Here is a 21,257-nt window from a genome sequence, read left to right as displayed (position 1 = left end):
GCGCTGCATTGCCGCTTTCCCGGCCCGCGCTGCCCTGATCAGGGTTTAGCGCGTGCCAAGAGTCGGTTCCAGCCGAGCTTTGCTCCGCCCGCGAAAGCCTCAATGGAAATCATGACTGCGGATTCGCACGATCTCATCTTCCTCCGCCGCCGTGCCGAAGGGCGCGGAGGCGAGGGTTCGGCCGCGCGGCGTCCATGCGGGATCGCGGGGGTCGGGGCCGCCGCCGTTCTTCGCGCCATCGCCGCGACCAGGCTGAACCGCGAAATCCACTCGGCCGATACTGCGCAACATGGCGTCGTGATCGATGATGCGATCGCAGATGATATGGATGATCTCGCCTTCCTTCTGCAGCCTGCCCCTCATGGCGATCATCGAAGCCGACATGACCTGCCGCCGGTAGATCTCGAACTTATTGGGCCAGAGAATGCCGTTCGCGATGCCGGTCTCGTCCTCGATCGTGACGAAGAGCACGCCCTTGGCGGAGCCCGGGCGCTGTCGGACCAGGATCACACCGGCCACCTCGACATTGCGCCCGTCGCGGATCGACGGGAGATCCGCGCAGCGCACAATCCGCATCGCATCCAGAGCGAGGCGCAGGAAGCTGATGGGGTGGCCCCGAAGCGAGAGCTGCGTGGTGCGATAATCCTCCACGACTTCCCGGCCCGCCGTCATCGGCTTTAAGGAAACCGCGGGCTCGAGGCCCTCCGGCGAGAAGGCCGCCTCGCGCGCGTCGGCAGCGGCGAACAGCGGCAGCGGCGCTTCGCCCAGGCCCCTCACCTTCCACAGACCCTGCCGCCGGTCCTCGGCGATCGAGAGGAAAGCATCGGCTTCCGCAAGACGCTCGATAGCCGCACGCGGTACGCCGGCGCGGCGCCAGACATCCTCGATGCTTTCGAAGGGCGCCGGCCCCCGGGCTCCGACGATCGCCGCTCCATGCACGTTGGCAAGGCCGCGCACCTGCCGAAAGCCCAGCCGCACTGCGAGGAAGCTGCCATGCGCCGGCTCCAGCGTGCAGTCCCAATGGCTGTGGTTGATCGAGACCGGCCGCACCTCGACCCCATGCTTGCGCGCGTCGGCGACGATCTGTGCCGGCGCGTAGAATCCCATGGGCTGCGCGTTGAGGAGCGCGGCGCAGAACACGTCGGGATGATGGTGTTTCATCCAGCAGCTCGCATAGGCGATCTTGGCGAAGCTCGCGGCATGGCTCTCCGGAAAGCCGTAGGAGCCGAATCCCTCGATCTGTTTGAACGTGCGTTCGGCAAAATCCTTCGGATAGCCCCGCGCGACCATCCCACCCACCAGCTTGTCGTAGAAATGGCTGACCCCGCCCGTGAGCTTGAACGTCGCCATGGCGCGGCGCAGCTGGTCGGCCTCCGCTGGCGTGAATCCCGCGCCCACGATTGCCACCTTCATGGCCTGTTCCTGGAATAATGGCACGCCCAGCGTCTTCTCGAGCACCGCGCGAAGCTCGGGCTTGGGATATTCGGGCTTCTCCTTGCCTTCACGGCGGCGGAGATAGGGATGCACCATGTCGCCCTGGATCGGGCCCGGCCGGACGATTGCGACCTCGATCACCAGATCGTAGAATTTGGCCGGCTTGATGCGAGGCAGCATCGACATCTGCGCCCGGCTCTCGATCTGGAAGACGCCCAAAGTGTCGGCCTTCTGGATCATGGCATAGACGGCGGGATCGTCCTTCTGCAGATCCGCCATGCCGATGGCGATGCCCTTGTGATCGGCCAGAAGGTTGAACGCCCGGTTCATGCAACCGAGCATGCCGAGCCCCAGGACGTCCACCTTCATGAACTTCAGGGCGTCGATATCATCTTTATCCCATTCGATGATCTGGCGGTTTTCCATCCGCGCCGGCTCGATCGGCACGAGATCGTCGAGCCGATCCTGCGTCAGCACGAAGCCGCCGGGATGCTGCGACAGATGCCGCGGCGTGCCGATGAGCTGCTGCGCCAAGTCCAGCGTCAGGCGAAGCCTGTGGTCCTTCGCGTTGAGGTTCAGGCTCGCTATCTGCTCATCGCTGATACCCTCGACCGACCAGCCCCAGACCAGGCCGGTCAGCATCTTCGTGAGATCGCGTGGCAGCCCCAGGGCCTTGCCGACCTCGGCGACCGCCCCGCGCGTGCGATAGCGTGTGACGACCGCGGTCAGAGCGGAGCGATGACGTCCATAGGTCGCGTAGATCCACTGGATGATTTCCTCACGGCGTTCATGCTCGAAATCGACGTCGATATCGGGCGGTTCCTTGCGCTCGCCGGAAACGAACCGCTCGAACAGAAGCTCGTGCTGCACAGGGTCGATCGAGGTGATGCCGAGCAGGAAACAGACGCAGCTGTTGGCGGCCGAGCCCCGCCCCTGACAGAGAATGCCCCGCCGGCGACTCTCCGCGACGATCGAATTTACCGTCAGAAAATAGGGGGCGTAACCAAGTTTATCGATCAGTGCGAGCTCATGATCGATCTGGCTCCGGTAAGCGTGCGGCACGCCACCGGGAAACATCCGCGCGGCGGCCTCTTCCGTCAGGCGCGCAAGCGCCTGCTGCGCGGTGCAGCCCGCCATCACCTCCTCATAGGGGTATTGATACTGTATCTCGCCAAGGTCGAACCGGCATTGATCGGCGATGTCCGCGCTGGCCTGGATAGCATCCGGGAAGGCCGCGAAGCGGCGTTCCATTTCTTCGGGCGGCTTCAGATTGCGATCCATGAACCGTTCCCGCCGGAAGCCGAGCGCGTCGATCGTGGCCTTCTCGCGGATCGCGGTCAGCACGTCCTGCAGCGGCCGGCGTTCGGCGGCATGATACAGGACATCTCCGGTCGCGACGCAGCGCACGCCGGCCGCGCGCGCTTGCCGATCGAGCACGTACAGGCGGCCACCGTCGCCCGGCCGGCGGCGAAACGACAATGCCAGATAGCCGCGCGCGCCGAAGGCCTGCCGCAACTCGGCGAGGTCGGCCGCGCCAACATGCTCGCCGGGCAGCAGAATGGCGATCAGGCCCTCGCCGTGCTCGACGACATCCGACCAGTCGAGAAGACAGCGACCCTTTCCGCCTCGCCCCTTGCCGATCGAGAGCAATCGCGTCAGCCGGCCCCAGGCTTGCCGATCCACCGGATAGAGCAGCAGCGCGCGCCCGTCCCTGAGGTCGGCCCGGGTGCCGGCGATCATGCGCACGCCCGTCGTCTTCTGGCCGTCCCAGCCCCGAACGACACCCGCAACGCTCCCCCAATCCGCAAGTCCAAGAGCACGATGCCCCTGGAGCGCGGCCGCGGCGAACAGCTCTTCCGGCGCGCTTGCCCCGCGCAGAAAGGAGAAGTGGCTCGTCACCTGAAGCTCGACATAGGTCGCCATCAGCCGAAAAGCCCGTGCAGGTACCAGCTGAGATCCCCCGTCGGCACATCCACGCCGTCGCCGCGGCGGAATAGCCAAAAGCGCTCGCCGCCTTCGGCTTCGACCTGGAAATAGTCTCGGACCGCCCACATCTCGCGGGCGGTCCGCCACCATTCTCCATGAATGCGTTCGGGACCGTCGCCGGCGACAACCTCATAGGCCTTGCCACGCCAGACGAAGCGGCGCGGTGGATGGTCGGGAAGCAGCGCCACCACGTGCGAGAGCATTTCGGGCCGTGCCAACAGTCGCGCCGGACGCGTCCACCGCGACCAGCCGGTCGGAATCTCGAGAGCGCCCATGCGGCGCACCGCACGCTCCGGCACGTCGCTTTCGCGCGGCGCCATGCGAAACAAGGCATCATCGCCGACGCGTCCGGCCAGTTGGTCGACCAGGGGCGCAAGGTCCGGCGTCCGCTCGCCGTCGATCAGCCCACATGGCATCGCTGCCGGCTGCAACGCCTCGACGCGCGGCGCGGCGAGCGTCATCGCCTCTATCCCCAAGCCGGGCGCGATCCGCTCGACGCGCAGGGCGAACATGCGTTTGAGGTGCTTCGCATCGCGCGTCGCGCGCGCGGTGCCGAGACCGATCCGCTGTTCGAGGCCATCGACGCACAGGCAGGTCAGCACCGCCGCGCGCAGGCCAAATCCGCGTGTCTCGAGAACGGCCGCCATATCATCGACGAGGTCGCCGATGATCTGAACAATAGCCTCTGCGGTGCCGATCGGCTCGAGCAGCCGACGCTCGACCCGAGGCATCTCGAAAGGCACGACGGGAACAAGGGGTTCTGCGACCAGACCCCGCGCCTGATCCAGCCTGGTCACGGCGGAAAGGCCGAGCCTTTTCGCCAGCGGCCCGCGCGGCATGGGATAGAGATCCACGATCCGCTCGAGACCGAACCTCGAAGCCGCGCTCAACGCGTCCGGTGTGAGACGGAGCGCGGCAAGCGGAAGTTGGGCAATGGCCGCGGTCTCCGACCCAGCAGGCACGATCGTGGTCGCCGCGTCGCTGAAGCGCGCCAACGCATGCGCCGCGCCCGGCGAGCCGGCGATCGCGATCGTCGCCGTATAGCCGAAACGCCGCAAAAAGCGCAGCAGCCGGCGGCAGAAGCGCTCCTCGCCGCCGAACAGGTGCGTGGTGCCGGTCAGGTCGAGCCAAAGGCCATCCGGGCCCGAGACACTGGCCGTCGGCGTCCAGCGCCCGACTGCATGCAGTGCCAGCCGGTCGAGCACGTCGCGATCGCGCTCCGGCTCGGCATCGCGCACGTCGAGATCAGCAGCCAGGGCCCGGGCATGGGCGGCGGCCATTCCAGGCACCAGTCCCAGTTCCAACGCCTGTAAACAGGCGGCGGTCACGACCTCCTTCTGGCCGACCCGTTCGATCAGAATGAGCGGACGGGTCCACTGACGCAGTGCGCGGGAAGAGTTTACCGCAGGACCCCGTTTCCGTTCATCCGGGGGTATCGCGCGAAATGGATGATGCGCGCCTTCGCTCCGGCGTCCGGTTTCGTGCTTGGCCGGGCGCCGGTGTCCGGGAAGAGCACTCGGCTCCTCCAGGGTTCGCCCCGAGGACCGCGCGTGACCTTGCGCCCAGCGCGCGCCGGGACGCCAGCCACCACCGCGCGGAACCGAACAGGCGCCGGGATTGTCGTCAACCACGCCGCGGAATGGCGGTTCGGCGAACGGAACGCCGCGGTCAGGCAGCTCGATGGACGGCTCCAGCCTGCCGACGCGCTCGCTCAGGCGTATCCGCTCGATCGCGAGATGAGGCAGGTAGAGCGAGGCGACCCTGTTCATCACACGCTTCAACTTCGAGAGAAAAGGGATGGCCGTTTCGCTGCCGGACCAGCTCGACTGACCAACGAGCGTGGCCTACTCCCGGATAGGGCAATCTCGCGGAAGGTGCGCAGCCGATACGCCACCGGGTCATCGCCGAGGATGGCTGATCGAAGGGACACCGGTCACGCGCCCGATGGCGCCGGTAGAGAAGCATCGGCGTTCCGCCGTCGGTAGCGGCAAGCTGAAGCCGCCGCGTCGCCGTCTGATCGGCCGCCTTTACCTCGGCCACCACACAGGCCAGCGCGCCGTCTCGCAAACCGTCCTCGGCAAGCGCCAGAACCTCGCTATCCTTGCGGCCCTGCGCATAAAGGACCTTGTCGGGTCCGAGCCCCACTTGTTCGAGGCCAGGTGCATAGAGGTCGAATTTCGACAGCGCCCATAGCACCGTGGAACCGGGCGCCCCGGCGAAGCGCGCGGCAATTCCGGCAGCGAAGAGCGTCGTGGCTGCGTCGTCGCTCAGCGCCGCGCTTGCTGCCGCGAACTCATGAAGCCCGCAGCTATCCAGGCCATGACCCGCGAGGCGCTCATCAAGCGACGTCACGCCGAATGCCAGCACAGGCCCACGCAGGCGTTCGGCCTGCGTGAGCTGCGCGCGAAGCGCAGCAAGCTGATCGGCACAAGGCCGCTGGTCGGGCGAAGCTAGGGCGGACATCAATCACTATCGACTCGTTCGTTCTCTTTATGTTCCCTTGAGTCGTCAGATTCGTCAAGGACGATCGATTTTCCCCGCTCGCATCTGGCCCCGCCACATATCTAAACCGCGCTTTTTCGGGCATGGTGCGCGCCATGCGAGCCTTCGTTCTCAAGAAATATGGCGGACCGGACGCGGCCGAAATCCGCGAAATGCCCCGTCCTTTGCCCCAGGCGCATGAAGTGCTCGTGCGCGTTCGGGCCGCGAGCCTCAACCCCGTCGACTACAAGATCCGCAAGGGCATGTTGAAGGCCGTCCAGAGGTACAAGCTGCCGGCCGTCATGGGCAACGATTTCGCCGGTGTCGTCGAGGCGCTGGGCGACGGCGTGACGCGCTTCGCGGTCGGCGACCGCGTCTTCGCCCGCGTGGCCAAGGATGCTCTAGGCGCCTTCGCCGACGATGCGGTCATTCCGGACGACCTCCTGGCTCCCATGCCCGCATCGCTCGATTTCGAGTCAGCGGCCAGCGTTCCGCTCGCGGGGCTGACCGCGCTGCAGGCTCTACGCGACGAACTTCACCTGAAGCCTGGCAGCCGCGTCTTCATTCCCGGCGGCGCGGGCGGGGTCGGGACCTTCGCCATCCAGATCGCCAAGTGGCTCGGCGCAGAAGTCATCACCACGGCCTCGCCGCGCGGCAAGGCGCTGGTCGAACGCCTCGGCGCCGACGTGGTGATCGACTATACGACGCAGGCTTTCGAAGATCATGTTCGCGGCATGGATGGCGTCTTCGACCTGCTCGGCGGGGAAACGCTCAAGAAAGTCTTCGGCGTCGTGAAGCCCGGCGGCAAAGTCGTGTCCATCGCGGGTTTGCCGGAGCCCGTGACCGCGCGCAAAGACCTCGGACGGGGCGCGCTGCTCGCCACGCTGTTCTGGTTCGCGAGCTATGGCTCGCGTGCGGAGGCCCGAAAACGCGGCGTCACCTATCGCTATCTCTTCATGCATCCCAGTGGCGCCGAACTCGCGGAGCTCGGACAGCTCATCGATGCCGGAAAGCTCGAACCCGTCATCGACCGCGTTTTTCCCTTTTCCGAGATCAAACGGGCGTTCGCCTATCTCGAAGGCGGCCACGCCAAGGGCAAGGTCGTGGTGCGCATGGATGAGCATTCCGCCTAAGCCGCTTGTCGATAAGCCGGCGCTAACCTATATGTGCAATATGCCGGGTAAGGTTCGGCATATTGTGAGGCGCAAGATGACGGCAATGACGCGTATCCAGGAATTGCTTGGAGGCGAGGCGATAACAGGGCCTCTCCACAACGAGAGGGACATCGTCCGTCTTGTCCGCCGCGGCGTGCCCACCCAGGCTGTCGATCATTTTCTCGAAGCCGCCCGGCTGTCGTTCAACCTGCTCGATCCCAAAGTCATCAACCTTCGCACCTTCAAGCGGCGCAAGCAGAACGCCCAGCCCCTGGAGCAGGATGAATCCGACAGACTCTTGCGGGTTGTGGGGATCGTTGCGGCTGCCGAGGAAGTCTTTGGCAACCGCGACAAGGCGCAGGCCTGGCTGAACCGCGAGAATCGCGCGCTCGATGGCGAAACGCCTCTGGCGATGGCCGACACCGATCGCGGCGCGCGCGCCGTGGAAGCTCTCCTCGGGCGGATCGAGCACGGCATCGCAGCGTGATTGCCTATCGGCTCTGCAAGGCCGCCCATTTTGCGCTCGACGGTGAAGGCGCACGCCTTTGGGGCGGAGGCTGGAACTCGGCCGGGCGGCCGATGGTCTATACCGCCGCGACGCCCAGCCTCGCGGTGCTGGAGGTGCTGGTGCATCTCGACCTCCCGGCCGAGCTGCTTCCGGACGACCTCCGGCTGCTGACCATCGAAATTCCCGACGACGCGCCGCTGCGCATCCTTGACGGCGATCCGGCCGACGATGACGCCTGCATCAGACAAGGTGATGCCTTTCTCGACGCGCGAGATGCACTGGCGCTGCGCGTGCGCAGCGTCGTGGTTCCGCAGGAGTGGAACATGCTGCTCAACGTCCACCATGCCGACATGGTCCGCGTGGCGGTGATTGCCAACGAGCCGTTCCGGCTAGACCCGAGGCTACTGGGCTGACCCTAGCAGGGCCAGCGTCGCAGCATCCCGCTGTCCATGAAACCAGCGATCGATCGCGGCGGCCAGGAGCGAGTTGGGCCGCACCGCCTCGAACAATGTGAGCGAGGATCGCAGCTTCACGGCGTCGAGGTCGCCGAACACGGCGACCGGATCGCTGGTGGGCAGGTCCTGCAGCGCGGCGACGCACTCGACATAACGGGGACCAAGCAGCGGATGGTCGAGATAGGCGCGCGCTTCGTCGGCGGACCGGATCGCAAAATGCCGGGCCGTCGAGCTTTGGCCCAGCCCCGCGATCTGCGGGAAAATATACCACATCCAGTGCGCCCGCTTGGCGCCCCGCTGGATCTCCGCGAGAGCCGTCTTGTAACTAAGCGTCTGGGCCTCGACGAAGCGGTCGAGCGAATTGTCATCGGGCATCAGAGCAGAGCCGCCCATGCCGGTCCGCACGCACGGATAGACTTGCCGCCGATCGCTACATTGCCCCCGGAATCGTCGAACTCATCCAAAATGGAGACAATATACAATCGAACATCATGACGCATGCCTGCTTCTTTTCCATCCTTGCCCCGCCGACTCAAGCCGGTTCTTATATTGCTCTAACGCCGGAATGAGACAGCACATGGTCGCCGGCCGAGGACAGCATGACTGTTGCGCTCGCCGCGCGCATCGTCCCGCCGCGATCGGGAGATTGGTCCATTTCCCCCGTCCTTGCGCATTTTACGCATAGTCGCCGGTTGTATTCATTAAGGCTTTCGGACTAGACTTGTCGCGCTCGCGGAGACGCGGCGGAGGCGTGGAAACCTTCTTCGAGTTAGGGCTGGTCAGGCTTCCTGGCCAAGCGCCTGCGTCCTGTCGCGGCGCCGAACGTGCCGCGCATCGCTATGCTCGTAGATTTCCCGCAGCCGGGCCGAGCCCGGGTACAAAGTCGATGCGCAGTTCGCAGGAAACACGGAGGCTGGCTTCGGATATGCCGAGAAAAGTGGTCGATGCGCATTGCAGCGATGGCAAAGTCCTGACCTACCGTATTTCTCTTCGGCCGACCAAGATGGCCTACACCGACGAGGACTATATCGGGATCGCCAAGCAATATCATGTCGAGGACGGCCTCAATCTCGAGACCGTCGAACGCTGGATCCTTCAGCCGGCCGCCGACAAGAACCCCCGACCGCCGGCACGCCAAGGTGACTGACCCGAGCTATTTGACCGCCATCAATTCGCGGCGACCGCCGCGCTGCATAATAACCTTTTGGCGACACCCATCGGCCAATGGCCCAGCAGCATATCGCAACTGGAATGAGGTCGATGGATCAAAGGCATACAATTCAACAGGCGTTCGAGACCCTATGCGCAGCTGTCGAGAAACTGGAACGGAGCGTGGCGCCTGCCGCCAATCCTCGGCTCCTCCGGGAATGCCGTCAACTGCGCCGACAGGCGAACGCCACAATGCGCGAAATCCTGCATCCGCGCGAGCGCGAGGGCATGGCCCGGCCTTCTGAATGAGACTGAGCAAAAACACGGTGACCGCCTGCAAAGTCCTAGCGTCGGTGGGCGGTGGGGGGGGCTGCCGGCAGCCGGGAAAGGTCGATGATTAGCACGCGGCTAAGGAATATTACCAATAGCGACTGCCGCGCACTTGCGCGATGGAGCGCCACAGGTGCCCGTGCGCCGGAATGGGTACCAGAGGGGTGATCAGCCGACCGTGACTTCCAACCGAGGCGTCATCCCGTCGCCCTCTCCCGTCGGCGACGACGACGCCCCGCGATCGCGTCTCGCGCGTTTCCTGCGCATACTCGGCCCCGGCCTCATCACTGGCGCGGCTGATGACGATCCCAGCGGCATCGGCACCTACAGCCAGATCGGCGCACAGTTCGGCTACGGCCTGTCCTGGACGATCGTTCTCAGCTTTCCGCTGATGGTGGCGATCCAGGAAGTCGCAGCTCAGATCGGCCGCGTCACCGGCGCCGGCATCGCGCGCAACCTGAGACGGCACTATCCCAGACCCCTGCTGCAAGGCGTCGTCGCGCTTCTGCTCATCGCCAACATCGTCAATCTCGGCGCCGATCTCAGCGCCATGGGCGCAGCCCTCGCGCTCATGGTCGGTGGCCAAGGCCCGATCTACACCCTTCTGTTCGGCATCGTCTGTATCGTGCTTGAAGTCGGGTTGAGCTATCGCCGCTACGCCGCGATCCTCAAATGGACGACAATCTCCCTCTTCACCTACGTCGCCGTCGTGGCCGTCGCGAGGGTACCATGGCCGCATGCCCTGCGCTCGCTGGTCATACCCGAGATTCAGTTCAACGCCGCCTATGCGACCGCCCTCGTCGCGGTGCTCGGCACGACCATCAGCCCCTATTTGTTCTTCTGGCAGGCCAGCCAGGAAATCGAGGAAGAGCACCGCCATCATGCCAAGCCTCTCTGCCTGACTCCGACCACCGCCGGACCAGAGCTCAAACGGATCCGCGTCGACACGTTGACCGGCATGGCTTTCAGCAACCTTATCGCGCTGGCGATCATCTTCGCGACCGCAGCCACGCTCGGGGCGAGCGGTATCCATGACATCGCGACCTCCTCGCAGGCAGCCGAAGCGCTGCGGCCGATCGCCGGGCAGTTCGCCTTCGCCATGTTCGCCCTGGGCATCATCGGCACTGGGCTGCTCGCCGTGCCGGTACTCGCCGGGTCGGCCGCGTACGCCGTCACCGAAATGGCGGGGATGGCTGGCAGCCTCGACGCCAAGCCCCTCTCGGCCCGTCTGTTCTACGGCACGATCGCTGCGACGACGCTTGCCGGCGCATCGCTCAGTCAGATCGGCATCGATCCCACCCGGGCGCTCTACTGGGCGGCCGTGGTCAACGGTGTGCTCGCCGGTCCCCTCATGGTCGTCATGATGCTGATCGTGGGCAACCCACGCGCCATGGGCCGGCTGGCGCTGACACGTGCCAAGACCTTCTGGGGCTGGGCCGCGACGATCGTGATGATCGCTGCGTCGCTGCTCTTTCTGGCCTTCGTCGCGACGGGACGCAGCTGAAGCGCCGTAGTCCGAACTGCGCGGTGACGCTTTACGGATAAAGCCAAGTCGATCTCCAGACACCGTCCTGAAATGCGAAGAGCTTGCGTTCGTGCAGGCGATGCGGCCGGTCGAGCCAGGCCTCGATCGCCGTCGCTTCAACGCGATAGCCCGACCAATGCGCGGGACGCGGCACGACCTCGCCTTCGAACCGATCCCGAGCCGCCGCGAACTCGTCGAAAAGCGTGGCACGCGACGATAGTTCATCCGACTGCCGCGAAACGACCGCGCCGATCTGGGAATCCCGCGGCCTGCTGTGAAAATACCTGTCGGCGGTCTCGCCCTCGACAGGATGTACGCTGCCTTCGATGCGGATCTGGCGCCGCAGCGACTTCCAGTGGAAGAGCAAGGCGACATTGCGGTTATCCGCCAGTTCGCGGCCCTTGCGGCTATGGCAATTGGTGTAGAACACGAAGCCGCTGCGATCATGGCCTTTCATCAGGACGGTGCGCAGCGACGGCCTCCCTTCCGCATCCACCGTTGCCAGCGCCATCGCATTGGGATCGCTTGGCTCGCGCTCACACGCCAGCGCGAACCAGTCCGCGAAGACTTCGAAGGGGTCTTCCTGGTCGATCAAGCGCGATGCGGCGTCGGCGAATATCCCGGCCGTCATAGTTCGAGATCGAGGATCGGACCGTCGAAATTCCCCCCGAGCTTGGTGGTAGCGCGCGCCAAGTCGCCCAGCGGCGCGCCGGCGATGTAGCCGTCGATGAGCCGCTGGTAATTGCTGATCAACCCCTCGCGGTCCTTGGAGAGACGGAGCACATCGAGCCCTTCAGAATGCAGGCCCTTCTGCTGGATCGGGATATTCGAATAATCCTGACGCGGGATCATCGGAAAATCCTGGCTGTCGAACGGCAGCACAGTCGGCTCACGCGGCGGCTCGGGAGCCTCGCCTTCCGGATAGTGTGTGAGCGACCAGAGCTCGAACAGGCAGGACTCCGGTCCGAGCGGGCGAATGCGGTAGCTCGACATCGAGCTGAAGTAGGTGAGCAGGAAATAATGGGGGAACAGGTACTCGACCGCCTCCAGCGGATGCTCCTGCATCGCCCTGGGCAGATCCGGTACATTTTCGCCCCGCGCTCGCAGCTTGTCGGTGATCGCCTGGGCGACCAGGCCGAACCACGTCATCATCGCGAGCTGCGGGTCTTCCGGCAGATCGACATCGGCGAGCTCGCGGGCGATCGCGACCTCCTTCTCGTGAACCAGCCCCGCCATGCCGGCGCTGAGCAGCTCCATCGAGTGGAGACATTCGGCGACGTTCTCGCGCACCGACAGGTTCGGATTGACCAGCGGCCCGAGCCCGCCGGTCTCGTTGCCGTAGCGGGAATTGTAGAGGCTGGGCTGCGCGTGCTGAAGCTGCGGATGCGTCTTCATCACATGGTAGCCTTCCATGAAGGCTTCCATCGCCACCTTCCAGTTGGCCGGCAGCACCGTGGCGAACCACCATTCGGAGCGCAGGTCGTCCATGCCGCGCGCTTCGAGCGCACCGAGCACCGGACCCATGCTATCGCGCAGCGAGGGCGCTTCGGGATTGTGGTTGATGAAGGCGCAGCCTCCCCAGGTCTCGACCCGGACGGAGCGCAGCGCGAGATCGTCCTTGGCCAGCACCTCCTCGTCGAACAGATGGCGCCCGTAGACGAAGGTGCAATCGCCATCCATGTTCCAGCGCCAGCCATGGAACGGGCAGATGAAGCCCGACCTAGCGCAATTGCCGTGTGCGCTCTGGCCCTCGGCATTGCCCTGCCCGCCGGCGATCGGCACGCCCCGATGCCGGCAGTGGTTCTGGTGCGCCTTCACCCCGTCCTTGGTGCGCACCACGATCACCGACTTGCCGACGTTCGAATATTCGATCCAGTCGCCGACATTGGGAATCTGCTCCAGCCGGCAAGCCATCTGCCAGACATTGGGCCAAAGGTGCTCGCACTCGAGCCGATAGAACTCATCGTCGTAATAGCGCGCGGCAGGGATCAGCGCCGGGTTCTCGATCCTGAGCGGGCTCTCGCCCGCCAGTCGCTCTGCGCCGTCGAAGTTCACGGGGTCCATCTCAGCCATCGGAGCACCTCTTGGGTTATCGTATCGGGATCGGCCTGATGCTCAGGCGAAGGGTTCGTCGCCCTGAAGGATCGTGCGGTGGAGAAGGCGCCCGCAGTCCGGATCGTAGGGCATGGCCCGGTGGAGCGTGCCGGTATTGTCCCACATGACCGAGTCCCCGACCTCCCATTCGTGGGAATAGTGGTAAGGCTCGCTGGTCGCGATCTCGCGAAGGCCATGGAGGATGCGCGCGCTCTCCTCGGGGTCGAGCCCGACGACATATTGCGCGGTATTGCCGAGCACGAGCGACTTGCGTCCCGACTTGTGCTTCCAGACGAGCGGCAACTCGCGCTTGCCCTGGCCGCGGCTCTGCCAGTTGGTGAGCTGCGCCAGCGTCGGTTCGGGCGTGTGGTAGAGCTGCGAGGCCCACATCGTGTGGACGACCCGCAGATCGTCGATCCGCGCCTTGGTCTCCTCTGGCAGATCATCATAGGCGGCGTAGCAGTTGGCGAATTCGGTATTGCCGCCCCAGGTGGGCAGGACCTTGCTGGTCAGGATCGAGCCGCGCACCGGCACGTCGTTCATCGTGCCGTCGACATGCCAGAACAGTGAGCCCTTCAGATATTCGACCACCTCCTGGTTGACGCTCTTGTCGAGCGAAATCGGAAAGACCGCCTTCGCTCCGAAGCCGATCTCGGTCGCGTTGCCGCCGAGCGCGTTGGTGAACTCGACCTGTTCGTCGTCGGTCAGGTGAAGCCGCTTGAACACGAGCACACCGCGCCGCTCGAGCAATTCGTTGATCTCGTCGGTCAACCGGCCGCTCAGCAGCTCCTCCTTGGTGTTGAGGATCCGGCTGCCGATCTTCGGCTTGATCTCTTCAGCGCGGAGTCGGGTAAGGGTGGTGGTGGTCATCGGGCGCTCTCCTGTTCGATTGAGCGGGCGGAAAGGGGAGTCGGGTGTTGCGCGTGGGTCACGGCAGCGGGCGCGGCGCGCCAGCGCCCATGTATTGGGCCAGGCCGCGGTGCAGGTTGGTCACTTTGCGCTCCTGCCACGGGTTGGGCAGGTTTCCGCGGAACCCGCGCGACTTGTAGCCGCGATGGACCTCGACCATGTTCGAGATGTCCTGCGCGATGACATAGGGCCACTTCTCGAGGTCCTGCTCGACATAGGTCCATTCGGTGTCGGGCTCCTCGCCCGGCGGGAAGCGATCGAGCGCGACGGCCTCGAAGATGCACTTGTCGGGATCGGTGCCGTAGGGCCGCACGCGGTAAGCGAGCGCGAAGGTCGGCCCCGGAATGAAGTTGACGTTGGGGAAGATCGACAACGCCAGGCCGGCGGCGGCGACCTGAGCGTCGGTCAGCTCTGGCCATTTCACGCCGCGCGCAGCGTCCTCGGCCACGGCCATTTCCATCCAGCGCTTGTGGACTTCGGCCGCGGGCGTGCCTTCGGGCAGTTCCTTGGGCAGGCGCTGGGCGGTTTGCACCAGCGTCTCGCTGGTGCTGGCGCCGATCGTTTCCCAATATTCGGCCTGCTGTCCGTCGTCAGAACATTCGGCACAACTCGCGGCGTAGATTAGCGGAGTGCGGACCTCGTCAGGGGGTTGATGTTAGGCGGCGAACTTGCGGTGCTGCAAGCGCCGATGTTCGATGGTCTGTCGCTTGATCCTTTCGCGCAGTTTGATGATTGCCGGTGCCCTGCCGAAGTAGGCATCGGCGGGCGTCACGTTGCTGAGGCTCTCGTGGTAACGCTGGTGGTTGTAGTGCTCGACGAAGGCCTCGATCCGGGCCTCGAGGTCGCCGGGCAGGAAGTAGTTTTCCAGCAGGATGCGGTTTTTCAGGGTCTGATGCCAGCGCTCGATCTTGCCCTGGGTCTGCGGGTGTAGCGGGGCACCGCGCACATGGCTCATCTTCTGGGCCTCGATGTATTCCGCCAGTTCGCCGGCGATGTAGCTGGGGCCATTGTCCGACAGCAGCCTTGGCTTGTGCAGCACCGTGGCGCTGTCGCAGCCCGATGCGGCCAGTGCCATGTCCAGCGTGTCGGTCACGTCCTCGGCGCGCATGTTGGTGCACAGCTTCCAGGCGATGATGTAGCGTGAGAAGTCGTCGAGCACGGTCGACAGGTACATCCAGCCCCACCCGATAATCTTGAAGTATGTGAAGTCGGTCTGCCACATCTCGTTCGGCCGGGTGGTCTTGGTGTGGAACTGATCGGCGGCCTTGATCACCACATAGGCCGGGCTGGTGATCAGGTCATGGGCCTTCAGAAGGCGGTAAACCGTGGCTTCCGACACGAAGTAACGCCTTTCGTCGGTAAAGCGCACCGCCAGCTCCCGTGGGCTCAGCTCGGACTGCTCCAGTGCCAGTTCGATGATCTGATCATGGATGTCAGGCGGGATCCGGTTCCACACGCGGCTCGGTGCCGATGGCCGATCTTCCAACGCCTCCGGTCCGCCTTCGAGGAACCGGTCGTACCAGCGGTAGAACGTCCGGCGTGCGATCCCCAGCTTGTCGAGGGTGAGCTTCGCCGGCAGATGCGACTGCTCGACGATCCGGATGATCTCGAGCTTCTCGGATGCGGGATATCTCATTCGTCGTCGCCCCCATCCGCGATCATGCTTTTTTTGAGCAGACGGTTTTCGAGCGTCAGGTCGGCCACGCATTCCTTCAGGGCACGGGCTTCGCGGCGCAGGTCCTGCACCTCGCCGCTGGTCGCGGCACGAGCCGTGTCACCCGCCAGGCGCCGCTTGCCCGCTTCCATGAACTCCTTCGACCAGGTGTAATACAGGCTCTGGGCAATGCCTTCCTTGCGGCATAGTTCGGCAATGCTGTCTTCGCCACGCAGCCCATCGAGCACAATGCGGATCTTGTCTTCGGCCGAAAAATGCCGCCGGGTCTGCCGCCGGATGTCCTTCACCACACGCTCAGCAGGGGCCTTGGCAGGCGATTTTTTCAAGGAGTGTTGGGGCTTCATCTTCGTTCCTTCGTCACTACGACGAAGCCCCAACACTCCTTAATTCACAACCTCAAATCTGTGCCATTGGCGCTGACGGGGAACAGCGCCTCGACCAGCAATTCCTCCGTTACGAGGTAAAGCAGAGCCACCATGCCGAAGCTCAGAAAGCCAACGATGACGGTTGGAGGAAATAGGGCAACCGGCGCTGCTATCCATGCACCAAACGGTAGGAGAAGGCCCAAGGCGGCCGTGATGCCCACTATCCGCCATCGCGAAACGATCGTTTCACCAAGCTCGGCCGTCACCGTCAGCCCCAGGAACATGACTTCCAGCGTCAAGGCGACGGTCAGTAGCAATCCGGCCTTTTCGCCGGCGAGAAAGGCTAGCCCCAGAACGAGGCCGTCGACAAAAATATCGATCCCCACCGCGCCAAGCATCGCCACTGGACCCTTGGCCCTGCCCTCCAGCACTTTGAGCAGCAGCATGACGCCTAGTCCGACCAATCCGCCGATAAGCGTTGCTACCGGCGACGCGCCATGTTTGATCTGCGGAAGAACCTCCGATGCCGCCGCTGCGAAGACAACACCTGCAGCGAGATGCTGCATTCCGCTTACAAATGCCGGGCCGGGGCGACGAACTACCGACAGCACCGCCCCTATGATAACGGCCGCTAGGGGGAACAGAGTGTAGAGTATCGCCCACATCACGGCTTCGCCGGTGACTCGCTGCTGTCATGTGTAGCGCGCTTTAGTGGGCGAGAGCCGCGCAAGGTCAGAAACGTGGTAAGGCTGAGGACTACGGCTATGTCATAAAGGCCGTATCCTACGGCCGCGCCGAGCGCGCCGGTTGCCCACAGGCTGGCGGCCGTGGCGGTGCCCGATGCTTTGCCGCGATGCTTCAGGATCGCGCCGCCGCCGATGAAACCCACGCCCGTAATCAAGCCTTCAAGGATCCGGGCCTGCGCAGGGGACGTCCGACCAAGGATAGCGATGCCGACCAGCACGAATCCGCAACTGGCGATTGCGACGAGCGGGAAAGTGCGGATGCCGGCGCTGCGTTCATCCTTTTCCCGGTCCCAGCCAGCTGGAAGCGCGAGTGCATAGGCCAGCCCAAGGCTCAGGATGTGGGACAGGGCTTCCCACCAAGAGGGCAGTGTCATTTCGACGATCCAATCGCGATCACGGCGGCAAGGCCGCTCAGAAGAAGGAAAGCTGCGGCCTCGTCCCAATAGGTCAGGCCGGGTCCCATGAGCCGATACCGCCGAACCAGGGCGATGAAGGCGTCGAGCGCCGAGGCGAACAGGAACAGCAAGGCGGCAACGCGCCACGGGCCTTCGCGAGACCGCAGCAAGGCGGTAGCGCTCAGCCCTGCGGTCTTCAACAGGAAGCGGTTGATGGCGTGGCGGTTGCTCGCGGCCATCGGCGCTACTGCAAGCCGATCATGGCGATGGCCGCCACGGCCATGACGGCGGTTGCTGCCCAACCGACGAAAAGCAGTTTCCCCGAGGCTGCGAACTTGCCCATCGCGCGTCGCCGGGAAACGACGAGCATCATGGCGACCATGATCGGCACCGCGACCACGCCGTTGATGACCGCGCTCCAAAATAGCGCCTTGATCGGGTCGAGGTCCGACCAGTCGATGCCGATCCCGAGCAGGGTGGCCAGCGCGATCACCGTGTAAAAGCCAACGGCCTCCCAAGGGCGCTGATCGAGCCCGCATTTCCAACCGCGAGCCTCGCCGATCGCATAGGCGGCCGATCCGGCGAGCACGGGCACCGCGAGCAGGCCGGTGCCGATGATCCCGAGGCTGAAAAGGAGGAAGGCGAAGGGGCCAGCGACCGGCTGTAGGGCCTTGGCCGCATCGGCGGCGGTGTTGATCGTCACGCTTCCGGACGCATGGAGCGTCGCGGCCGTCCCGATCATGATCGCCAGCGCGACGAGGTTGGAGACCGCCATGCCCGCGAAGGTATCGAGGCGCATCCGCCGGAACTCGCGCCGGGCTTGCCACGGCGCATCGACCAGTGGCTCTTCGTGCGGATTGCGATGGACTTCCTCGGTCTCCTGCGCACTCTGCCAGAAAAACAGATACGGGCTGATCGTGGTGCCGAAGATCGCCACGATAGTGACGATCGCGTCCTTGCCCTCGATGCGGGGGATTGTGAGGCCCTTGGCTACGCCGATCCAATCTAGCTTCACCATGAAGAGGACGGCGACATAGGCGAGCAGTGTCAGGGTCAGCCATTTGAGCAATCCGGCATAGCGTTGGTATGGGAGGAAGAGCTGTAGGAGCAGCGAAAAGACTGCAAAGCCGAAGGTGAATATGTGGGCGCTTTGGCCCGTCACCAGCTCGGCGGCGGCTCCCATCGCCGCCAGATCGGCGCCGATGTTGATCGTGTTGGCGAGAAACAGCAGCAGGACGAGGAACGTGACAAACGGCCGCCAGAGAACGTCGCCCATGTTCTTTGCGAGGCCGCAGCCCGTCACACGACCGATATGCGCGCTGATGAGTTGGACGGCCGTCATCAGCGGATAGGTCAGTACCATCGTCCACAGCAGCCCGAATCCGAACTGAGCGCCGGCTTGGGAATAGGTCGCAATGCCGCTTGGATCGTCGTCGGCGGCACCTGTGACGAGGCCGGGGCCGAGCTGCTCGAAAAGGGCGATCGAGCGAACCCGCGCCCCGAGTTTCATGCGGCGGCTCCCTGGCGGCCCGTTACCCTATCGGTTGTATCTCGGTAGGCGAGAAGCCGCAGCGCGTTGAAGACGACCAGCAGCGTCGATCCTTCGTGCATCGCAACCGCCGGCCCGATGCCGAGCCCGAGAATGGTCGCGGGCACGAGGAAGGCGACGACACCTAGGCTCACAAAGACGTTCTGGCGGATCACCCAGCGCGTGCTGCGGCTCAGACCGACCGCGAACGGCAGATGCGAGAGATCGTCGGCCATCAACGCGACATCGGCCGTTTCAAGCGCCACGTCGGACCCGGCAGCGCCCATAGCGATGCCCACCGTCGCCGTGGCCATCGCCGGGGCGTCGTTCACGCCGTCGCCGACCATGGCGACCTTGGTTTCGGCGCGGAGCTTCTTGATCGCCTCAACTTTGTCTTCGGGCATGAGATCGCCCCATGCTTCGTCGATGCCGACATCCTTGGCGATCGCTTCGGCGGCGCGCTGATGATCGCCCGAGATCATAATCATGCGCTTGATGCCGATTGCCCGGAGCTGTTCGAGAGCGGCCTTGGCCGTCTCGCGGGGCGTGTCGAGCAGGCCGATCGCGCCCATGTCCTTGCCGTCGCGGCGGACGATCATGCTCGTCTGCCCTCCCGCCCGCAGCTTTTCGATCGCCTCCGTCATTTCGGCCGACAATGGGGCGATGCCGTCGGCACCGAACATTTCGGCCTTGCCGATCAGCACTTCATCCTCGCCGACGACAGCCGAGACACCGCGGCCGGTCAGGCTCTTGAGATTGTCGGCCGAGGGGACCGCCTTGTCGCCAATATGATCGCGGCCGTCGCGGGCGATCGCCTGCGCAAGCGGATGATCGCTCAGCGATTCGACGGCCACGGCGATCGCCATCAGGTCTTCCTTGGCCACGCCTGGCGCCGGGATGACTTCCTGAATGCGCGGCTCCCCCTTGGTCAGCGTGCCTGTCTTGTCGAAGGCGATCGCATCGAGCGAGCCGAGCAGTTCAAGCGGCGCGCCGCCCTTTACGAGAACACCGCCACGGGCCGCACGCGCGACGCCGGACAGGACGGCGCTAGGAGTTGCGATGGCGAGCGCGCACGGGCTTGCTGCGACCAGCACGGCCATGGCGCGATAGAAGCTGGCGCGGAACGGCTCATCGACGACCACCCAGGCGAACAGCAGCAGGAAGGACAGCGCCAGCACCGCCGGCACAAAGAATTTCTCGAAGCGATCCGTGAACCGCTGTGTGGGCGATTTCTGCGTCTCCGCCTCGCTGACCATCTTCACCACTTTGGCGAGCGTGCTTTCGGTCGACAGCCGCGTGACCTCGATCTCGACGAGGCCGCTACCGTTGATGGTGCCGGCAAACACCCGACTCGCCGCATCGACCTTATCGGGGTTTTGGCGTGCCGCTTCGTCATCCTGCACGGGCCGCTTGTCGACGGGCATACTCTCGCCCGTGACGGGGGCCTGATTGATCGCCGTCGTGCCCTTGACGATGAAGCCGTCGGCAGCTACCCGCTCATCGGGCTTCACAATGATGATGTCGCCGAGCTTCAATTTCTCAACCGGAACCTCGCTCGTCCCGCCGTCGCCCCGGCGCACCATGGCGGTGCGCGGGGCCAGATCGGCAAGCGCCTCGATCGCTCGCTTGGCGCGCCCCATGGCGTAATGTTCGAGGGCATGGCCAAGGCTGAACAGGAACAGCAGCAGCGCGCCTTCCGCCCAAGCTCCTAGAGCGGCAGCGCCGGCAGCGGCCACCAGCATCAGCGTGTCGATCTCGAACCGCTTCAGGCGCAGATTTTCGATCGCTTCCCGCAGCGTGTAGAAGCCGCCGAAGACATAAGCGGCGATGAAGAGCGCGAGCGGCAACCAGGAGGGCGCGCCCGTCACCAGCTTCTCGATAGCAAAGCCGATGCCCAGCGCCGCGCCGCAAGCGAGCGCGAAGATCAGCTCGGTATTGGGTCCGAGAATCCCGCCATGGGCATGATCGTGATCGTCTCCGGGACCATGCCTCTCTTCCTTCGACCCATGGCCGCCGGGGCCGTGGCTGTGCCCGGAGTGATTGTGCCCGGCGTGATCGTCGGCGGCGATCCGTTTTCCGAGACCGACGTTCAGCTTGGCCAGAGCGTCGCGGATGTCCTGTTCCGTCGTTTCGCGGCGATCATATTCGACCCTGATTGATCCGCTCGTGCTGGCGTTCGCCTGTACGATGCCCTTCATGCCGCTCAGCGCTTCGCTGACGGTGCGGGCACGGCGCTCGTGGTTTATGCCCTTGGCCTGCCAGATCGCATGACCGAAACGCTCGGTGATTTCGGCACCGGCGACGCGCACCATGTCGCGCACGCGGGACAACGGCAGCTTCGCGGCGTCGAAGTGAATGCAGAGCGCCGCTGGCGTATCATCATCGACGCAGATCACATGCGCCCGCTCGACCCCATCACGCGAAACCAGCGTGGACACCAGTCGATCCAAGCAGGCGTCGGCGGCGTCGGGAAGGTCCGGAAGAAGGACCGGGATGTCGAGTTTGAGTTTGTCGTTCATGACG

19 protein-coding genes are annotated in these 21,257 nt (G+C 64.6%); 5 read left to right on the top strand and 14 right to left on the bottom strand.

From position 1 onward, the window contains the following. Window positions 1-99: 99 nt before the first annotated feature. The 3 genes from ACM61V_RS18215 to ACM61V_RS18205 are packed head-to-tail and all read right to left on the bottom strand — an operon-like array spanning window position 100 to window position 5,883. Window positions 100-3,357 carry an error-prone DNA polymerase gene (locus tag ACM61V_RS18215; protein WP_419714371.1) on the bottom strand — a complete coding sequence of 1,086 codons (3,258 nt, stop codon included), beginning with the start codon at window positions 3,355-3,357 and terminating at the stop codon, window positions 100-102. Then, complete coding sequence (locus ACM61V_RS18210; protein ID WP_419714370.1) at window positions 3,357-5,189, bottom strand: DUF6504 family protein; 1,833 nt, start codon at window positions 5,187-5,189, stop codon at window positions 3,357-3,359. The genes ACM61V_RS18215 and ACM61V_RS18210 overlap by 1 nt, the downstream gene beginning before the upstream one ends. Beyond that, window positions 5,089-5,883 (bottom strand): ImuA family protein, encoded by a 795-nt coding sequence (locus ACM61V_RS18205; RefSeq protein WP_419714369.1) that lies wholly within the window; start codon window positions 5,881-5,883, stop codon window positions 5,089-5,091. The genes ACM61V_RS18210 and ACM61V_RS18205 overlap by 101 nt, the downstream gene beginning before the upstream one ends. 134 nt (window positions 5,884-6,017) lie before the next feature. On the opposite strand from ACM61V_RS18205, the gene ACM61V_RS18200 reads away from it, so the two are divergent. From ACM61V_RS18200 to ACM61V_RS18190, 3 genes are all read left to right on the top strand, one after another. Then, window positions 6,018-7,034, top strand: a complete 1,017-nt coding sequence (locus ACM61V_RS18200; protein ID WP_419714368.1) for an NADP-dependent oxidoreductase — start codon at window positions 6,018-6,020, stop codon at window positions 7,032-7,034. A gap of 85 nt (window positions 7,035-7,119) precedes the next feature. Further along, window positions 7,120-7,542 carry an antitoxin Xre/MbcA/ParS toxin-binding domain-containing protein gene (locus ACM61V_RS18195; protein ID WP_245896856.1) on the top strand — a complete coding sequence of 141 codons (423 nt, stop codon included), beginning with the start codon at window positions 7,120-7,122 and terminating at the stop codon, window positions 7,540-7,542. Further along, window positions 7,539-7,976 carry an RES family NAD+ phosphorylase gene (locus ACM61V_RS18190; RefSeq protein ID WP_419714367.1) on the top strand — a complete coding sequence of 146 codons (438 nt, stop codon included), beginning with the start codon at window positions 7,539-7,541 and terminating at the stop codon, window positions 7,974-7,976. The genes ACM61V_RS18195 and ACM61V_RS18190 overlap by 4 nt, the downstream gene beginning before the upstream one ends. Here the strand turns inward: ACM61V_RS18190 and ACM61V_RS18185 are convergent. Further along, entirely contained in the window at window positions 7,965-8,393 is a 429-nt protein-coding gene (locus tag ACM61V_RS18185) for a DUF1810 domain-containing protein (protein ID WP_419714366.1), read from the bottom strand. The two genes, ACM61V_RS18190 and ACM61V_RS18185, sit on opposite strands and share 12 nt — an antisense overlap. A gap of 550 nt (window positions 8,394-8,943) precedes the next feature. Between ACM61V_RS18185 and ACM61V_RS18180 the strand changes: the two genes are divergently transcribed. Then, complete coding sequence (locus tag ACM61V_RS18180; protein WP_419714365.1) at window positions 8,944-9,165, top strand: hypothetical protein; 222 nt, start codon at window positions 8,944-8,946, stop codon at window positions 9,163-9,165. Between the two features lie 465 nt (window positions 9,166-9,630). Then, window positions 9,631-11,001 (top strand): NRAMP family divalent metal transporter, encoded by a 1,371-nt coding sequence (locus tag ACM61V_RS18175; RefSeq protein WP_419714364.1) that lies wholly within the window; start codon window positions 9,631-9,633, stop codon window positions 10,999-11,001. A 31-nt stretch (window positions 11,002-11,032) separates the two neighbouring features. Here the strand turns inward: ACM61V_RS18175 and pdxH are convergent, their stop codons facing one another. The 10 genes from pdxH to ACM61V_RS18125 form a co-directional block, all read right to left on the bottom strand. Further along, on the bottom strand, window positions 11,033-11,653 hold the full coding sequence (gene pdxH, locus ACM61V_RS18170) for a pyridoxamine 5'-phosphate oxidase (RefSeq protein WP_419714363.1): 621 nt from the start codon (window positions 11,651-11,653) through the stop codon (window positions 11,033-11,035). Next, window positions 11,650-13,095 carry an aromatic ring-hydroxylating oxygenase subunit alpha gene (locus tag ACM61V_RS18165; protein ID WP_419714362.1) on the bottom strand — a complete coding sequence of 482 codons (1,446 nt, stop codon included), beginning with the start codon at window positions 13,093-13,095 and terminating at the stop codon, window positions 11,650-11,652. Before ACM61V_RS18165 ends, pdxH begins: the two co-directional genes overlap by 4 nt. 42 nt (window positions 13,096-13,137) lie before the next feature. Then, complete coding sequence (locus ACM61V_RS18160) at window positions 13,138-13,986, bottom strand: TauD/TfdA dioxygenase family protein (protein ID WP_419714361.1); 849 nt, start codon at window positions 13,984-13,986, stop codon at window positions 13,138-13,140. A gap of 58 nt (window positions 13,987-14,044) precedes the next feature. Then, window positions 14,045-14,557, bottom strand: coding sequence for an SRPBCC family protein (locus ACM61V_RS18155; RefSeq protein ID WP_419714360.1), 513 nt, complete (start codon window positions 14,555-14,557; stop codon window positions 14,045-14,047). A 123-nt stretch (window positions 14,558-14,680) separates the two neighbouring features. Continuing rightward, a protein-coding gene (locus ACM61V_RS18150; protein WP_119592876.1) for an IS3 family transposase occupies window positions 14,681-16,044 on the bottom strand; the annotation gives its coding sequence in 2 pieces (ribosomal slippage) (window positions 14,681-15,696 and window positions 15,696-16,044; 1,365 coding nt in all). Between the two features lie 44 nt (window positions 16,045-16,088). Continuing rightward, window positions 16,089-16,730 (bottom strand): ZIP family metal transporter, encoded by a 642-nt coding sequence (locus tag ACM61V_RS18145; protein WP_419714359.1) that lies wholly within the window; start codon window positions 16,728-16,730, stop codon window positions 16,089-16,091. Then, window positions 16,730-17,185 carry an MgtC/SapB family protein gene (locus tag ACM61V_RS18140; RefSeq protein WP_419714358.1) on the bottom strand — a complete coding sequence of 152 codons (456 nt, stop codon included), beginning with the start codon at window positions 17,183-17,185 and terminating at the stop codon, window positions 16,730-16,732. Before ACM61V_RS18140 ends, ACM61V_RS18145 begins: the two co-directional genes overlap by 1 nt. Beyond that, window positions 17,182-17,445, bottom strand: a complete 264-nt coding sequence (locus tag ACM61V_RS18135) for a hypothetical protein (RefSeq protein WP_419714357.1) — start codon at window positions 17,443-17,445, stop codon at window positions 17,182-17,184. Before ACM61V_RS18135 ends, ACM61V_RS18140 begins: the two co-directional genes overlap by 4 nt. A gap of 5 nt (window positions 17,446-17,450) precedes the next feature. Beyond that, window positions 17,451-18,716 carry an NRAMP family divalent metal transporter gene (locus ACM61V_RS18130; protein WP_419714356.1) on the bottom strand — a complete coding sequence of 422 codons (1,266 nt, stop codon included), beginning with the start codon at window positions 18,714-18,716 and terminating at the stop codon, window positions 17,451-17,453. Next, on the bottom strand, window positions 18,713-21,253 hold the full coding sequence (locus ACM61V_RS18125) for a heavy metal translocating P-type ATPase (protein ID WP_419714355.1): 2,541 nt from the start codon (window positions 21,251-21,253) through the stop codon (window positions 18,713-18,715). The genes ACM61V_RS18130 and ACM61V_RS18125 overlap by 4 nt, the downstream gene beginning before the upstream one ends. Window positions 21,254-21,257: the final 4 nt, after the last annotated feature.

The organism is Sphingomonas sp. TX0543, from assembly GCF_048565505.1.
GTDB lineage: Bacteria > Pseudomonadota > Alphaproteobacteria > Sphingomonadales > Sphingomonadaceae > Sphingomonas.
Note: the sequence above shows the minus strand (reverse complement) of the source record. Positions and strands in the feature narration are given on the sequence as shown.

Bases quoted from the DNA above. Each gene is read 5' to 3' on its own strand.
- ACM61V_RS18215 (WP_419714371.1), bottom strand. From the start codon at position 3,357: ATGGCGACCTATGTCGAGCTTCAGGTGACGAGCCACTTCTCCTTTCTG.
- ACM61V_RS18210 (WP_419714370.1), bottom strand. From the start codon at position 5,189: ATGAACAGGGTCGCCTCGCTCTACCTGCCTCATCTCGCGATCGAGCGG.
- ACM61V_RS18205 (WP_419714369.1), bottom strand. From the start codon at position 5,883: ATGTCCGCCCTAGCTTCGCCCGACCAGCGGCCTTGTGCCGATCAGCTT.
- ACM61V_RS18200 (WP_419714368.1), top strand. From the start codon at position 6,018: ATGCGAGCCTTCGTTCTCAAGAAATATGGCGGACCGGACGCGGCCGAA.
- ACM61V_RS18195 (WP_245896856.1), top strand. From the start codon at position 7,120: ATGACGCGTATCCAGGAATTGCTTGGAGGCGAGGCGATAACAGGGCCT.
- ACM61V_RS18185 (WP_419714366.1), bottom strand. From the start codon at position 8,393: ATGCCCGATGACAATTCGCTCGACCGCTTCGTCGAGGCCCAGACGCTT.
- ACM61V_RS18180 (WP_419714365.1), top strand. From the start codon at position 8,944: ATGCCGAGAAAAGTGGTCGATGCGCATTGCAGCGATGGCAAAGTCCTG.
- pdxH (WP_419714363.1), bottom strand. From the start codon at position 11,653: ATGACGGCCGGGATATTCGCCGACGCCGCATCGCGCTTGATCGACCAG.
- ACM61V_RS18165 (WP_419714362.1), bottom strand. From the start codon at position 13,095: ATGGCTGAGATGGACCCCGTGAACTTCGACGGCGCAGAGCGACTGGCG.
- ACM61V_RS18160 (WP_419714361.1), bottom strand. From the start codon at position 13,986: ATGACCACCACCACCCTTACCCGACTCCGCGCTGAAGAGATCAAGCCG.
- ACM61V_RS18145 (WP_419714359.1), bottom strand. From the start codon at position 16,730: ATGTGGGCGATACTCTACACTCTGTTCCCCCTAGCGGCCGTTATCATA.
- ACM61V_RS18140 (WP_419714358.1), bottom strand. From the start codon at position 17,185: ATGACACTGCCCTCTTGGTGGGAAGCCCTGTCCCACATCCTGAGCCTT.
- ACM61V_RS18135 (WP_419714357.1), bottom strand. From the start codon at position 17,445: ATGGCCGCGAGCAACCGCCACGCCATCAACCGCTTCCTGTTGAAGACC.
- ACM61V_RS18130 (WP_419714356.1), bottom strand. From the start codon at position 18,716: ATGAAACTCGGGGCGCGGGTTCGCTCGATCGCCCTTTTCGAGCAGCTC.
- ACM61V_RS18125 (WP_419714355.1), bottom strand. From the start codon at position 21,253: ATGAACGACAAACTCAAACTCGACATCCCGGTCCTTCTTCCGGACCTT.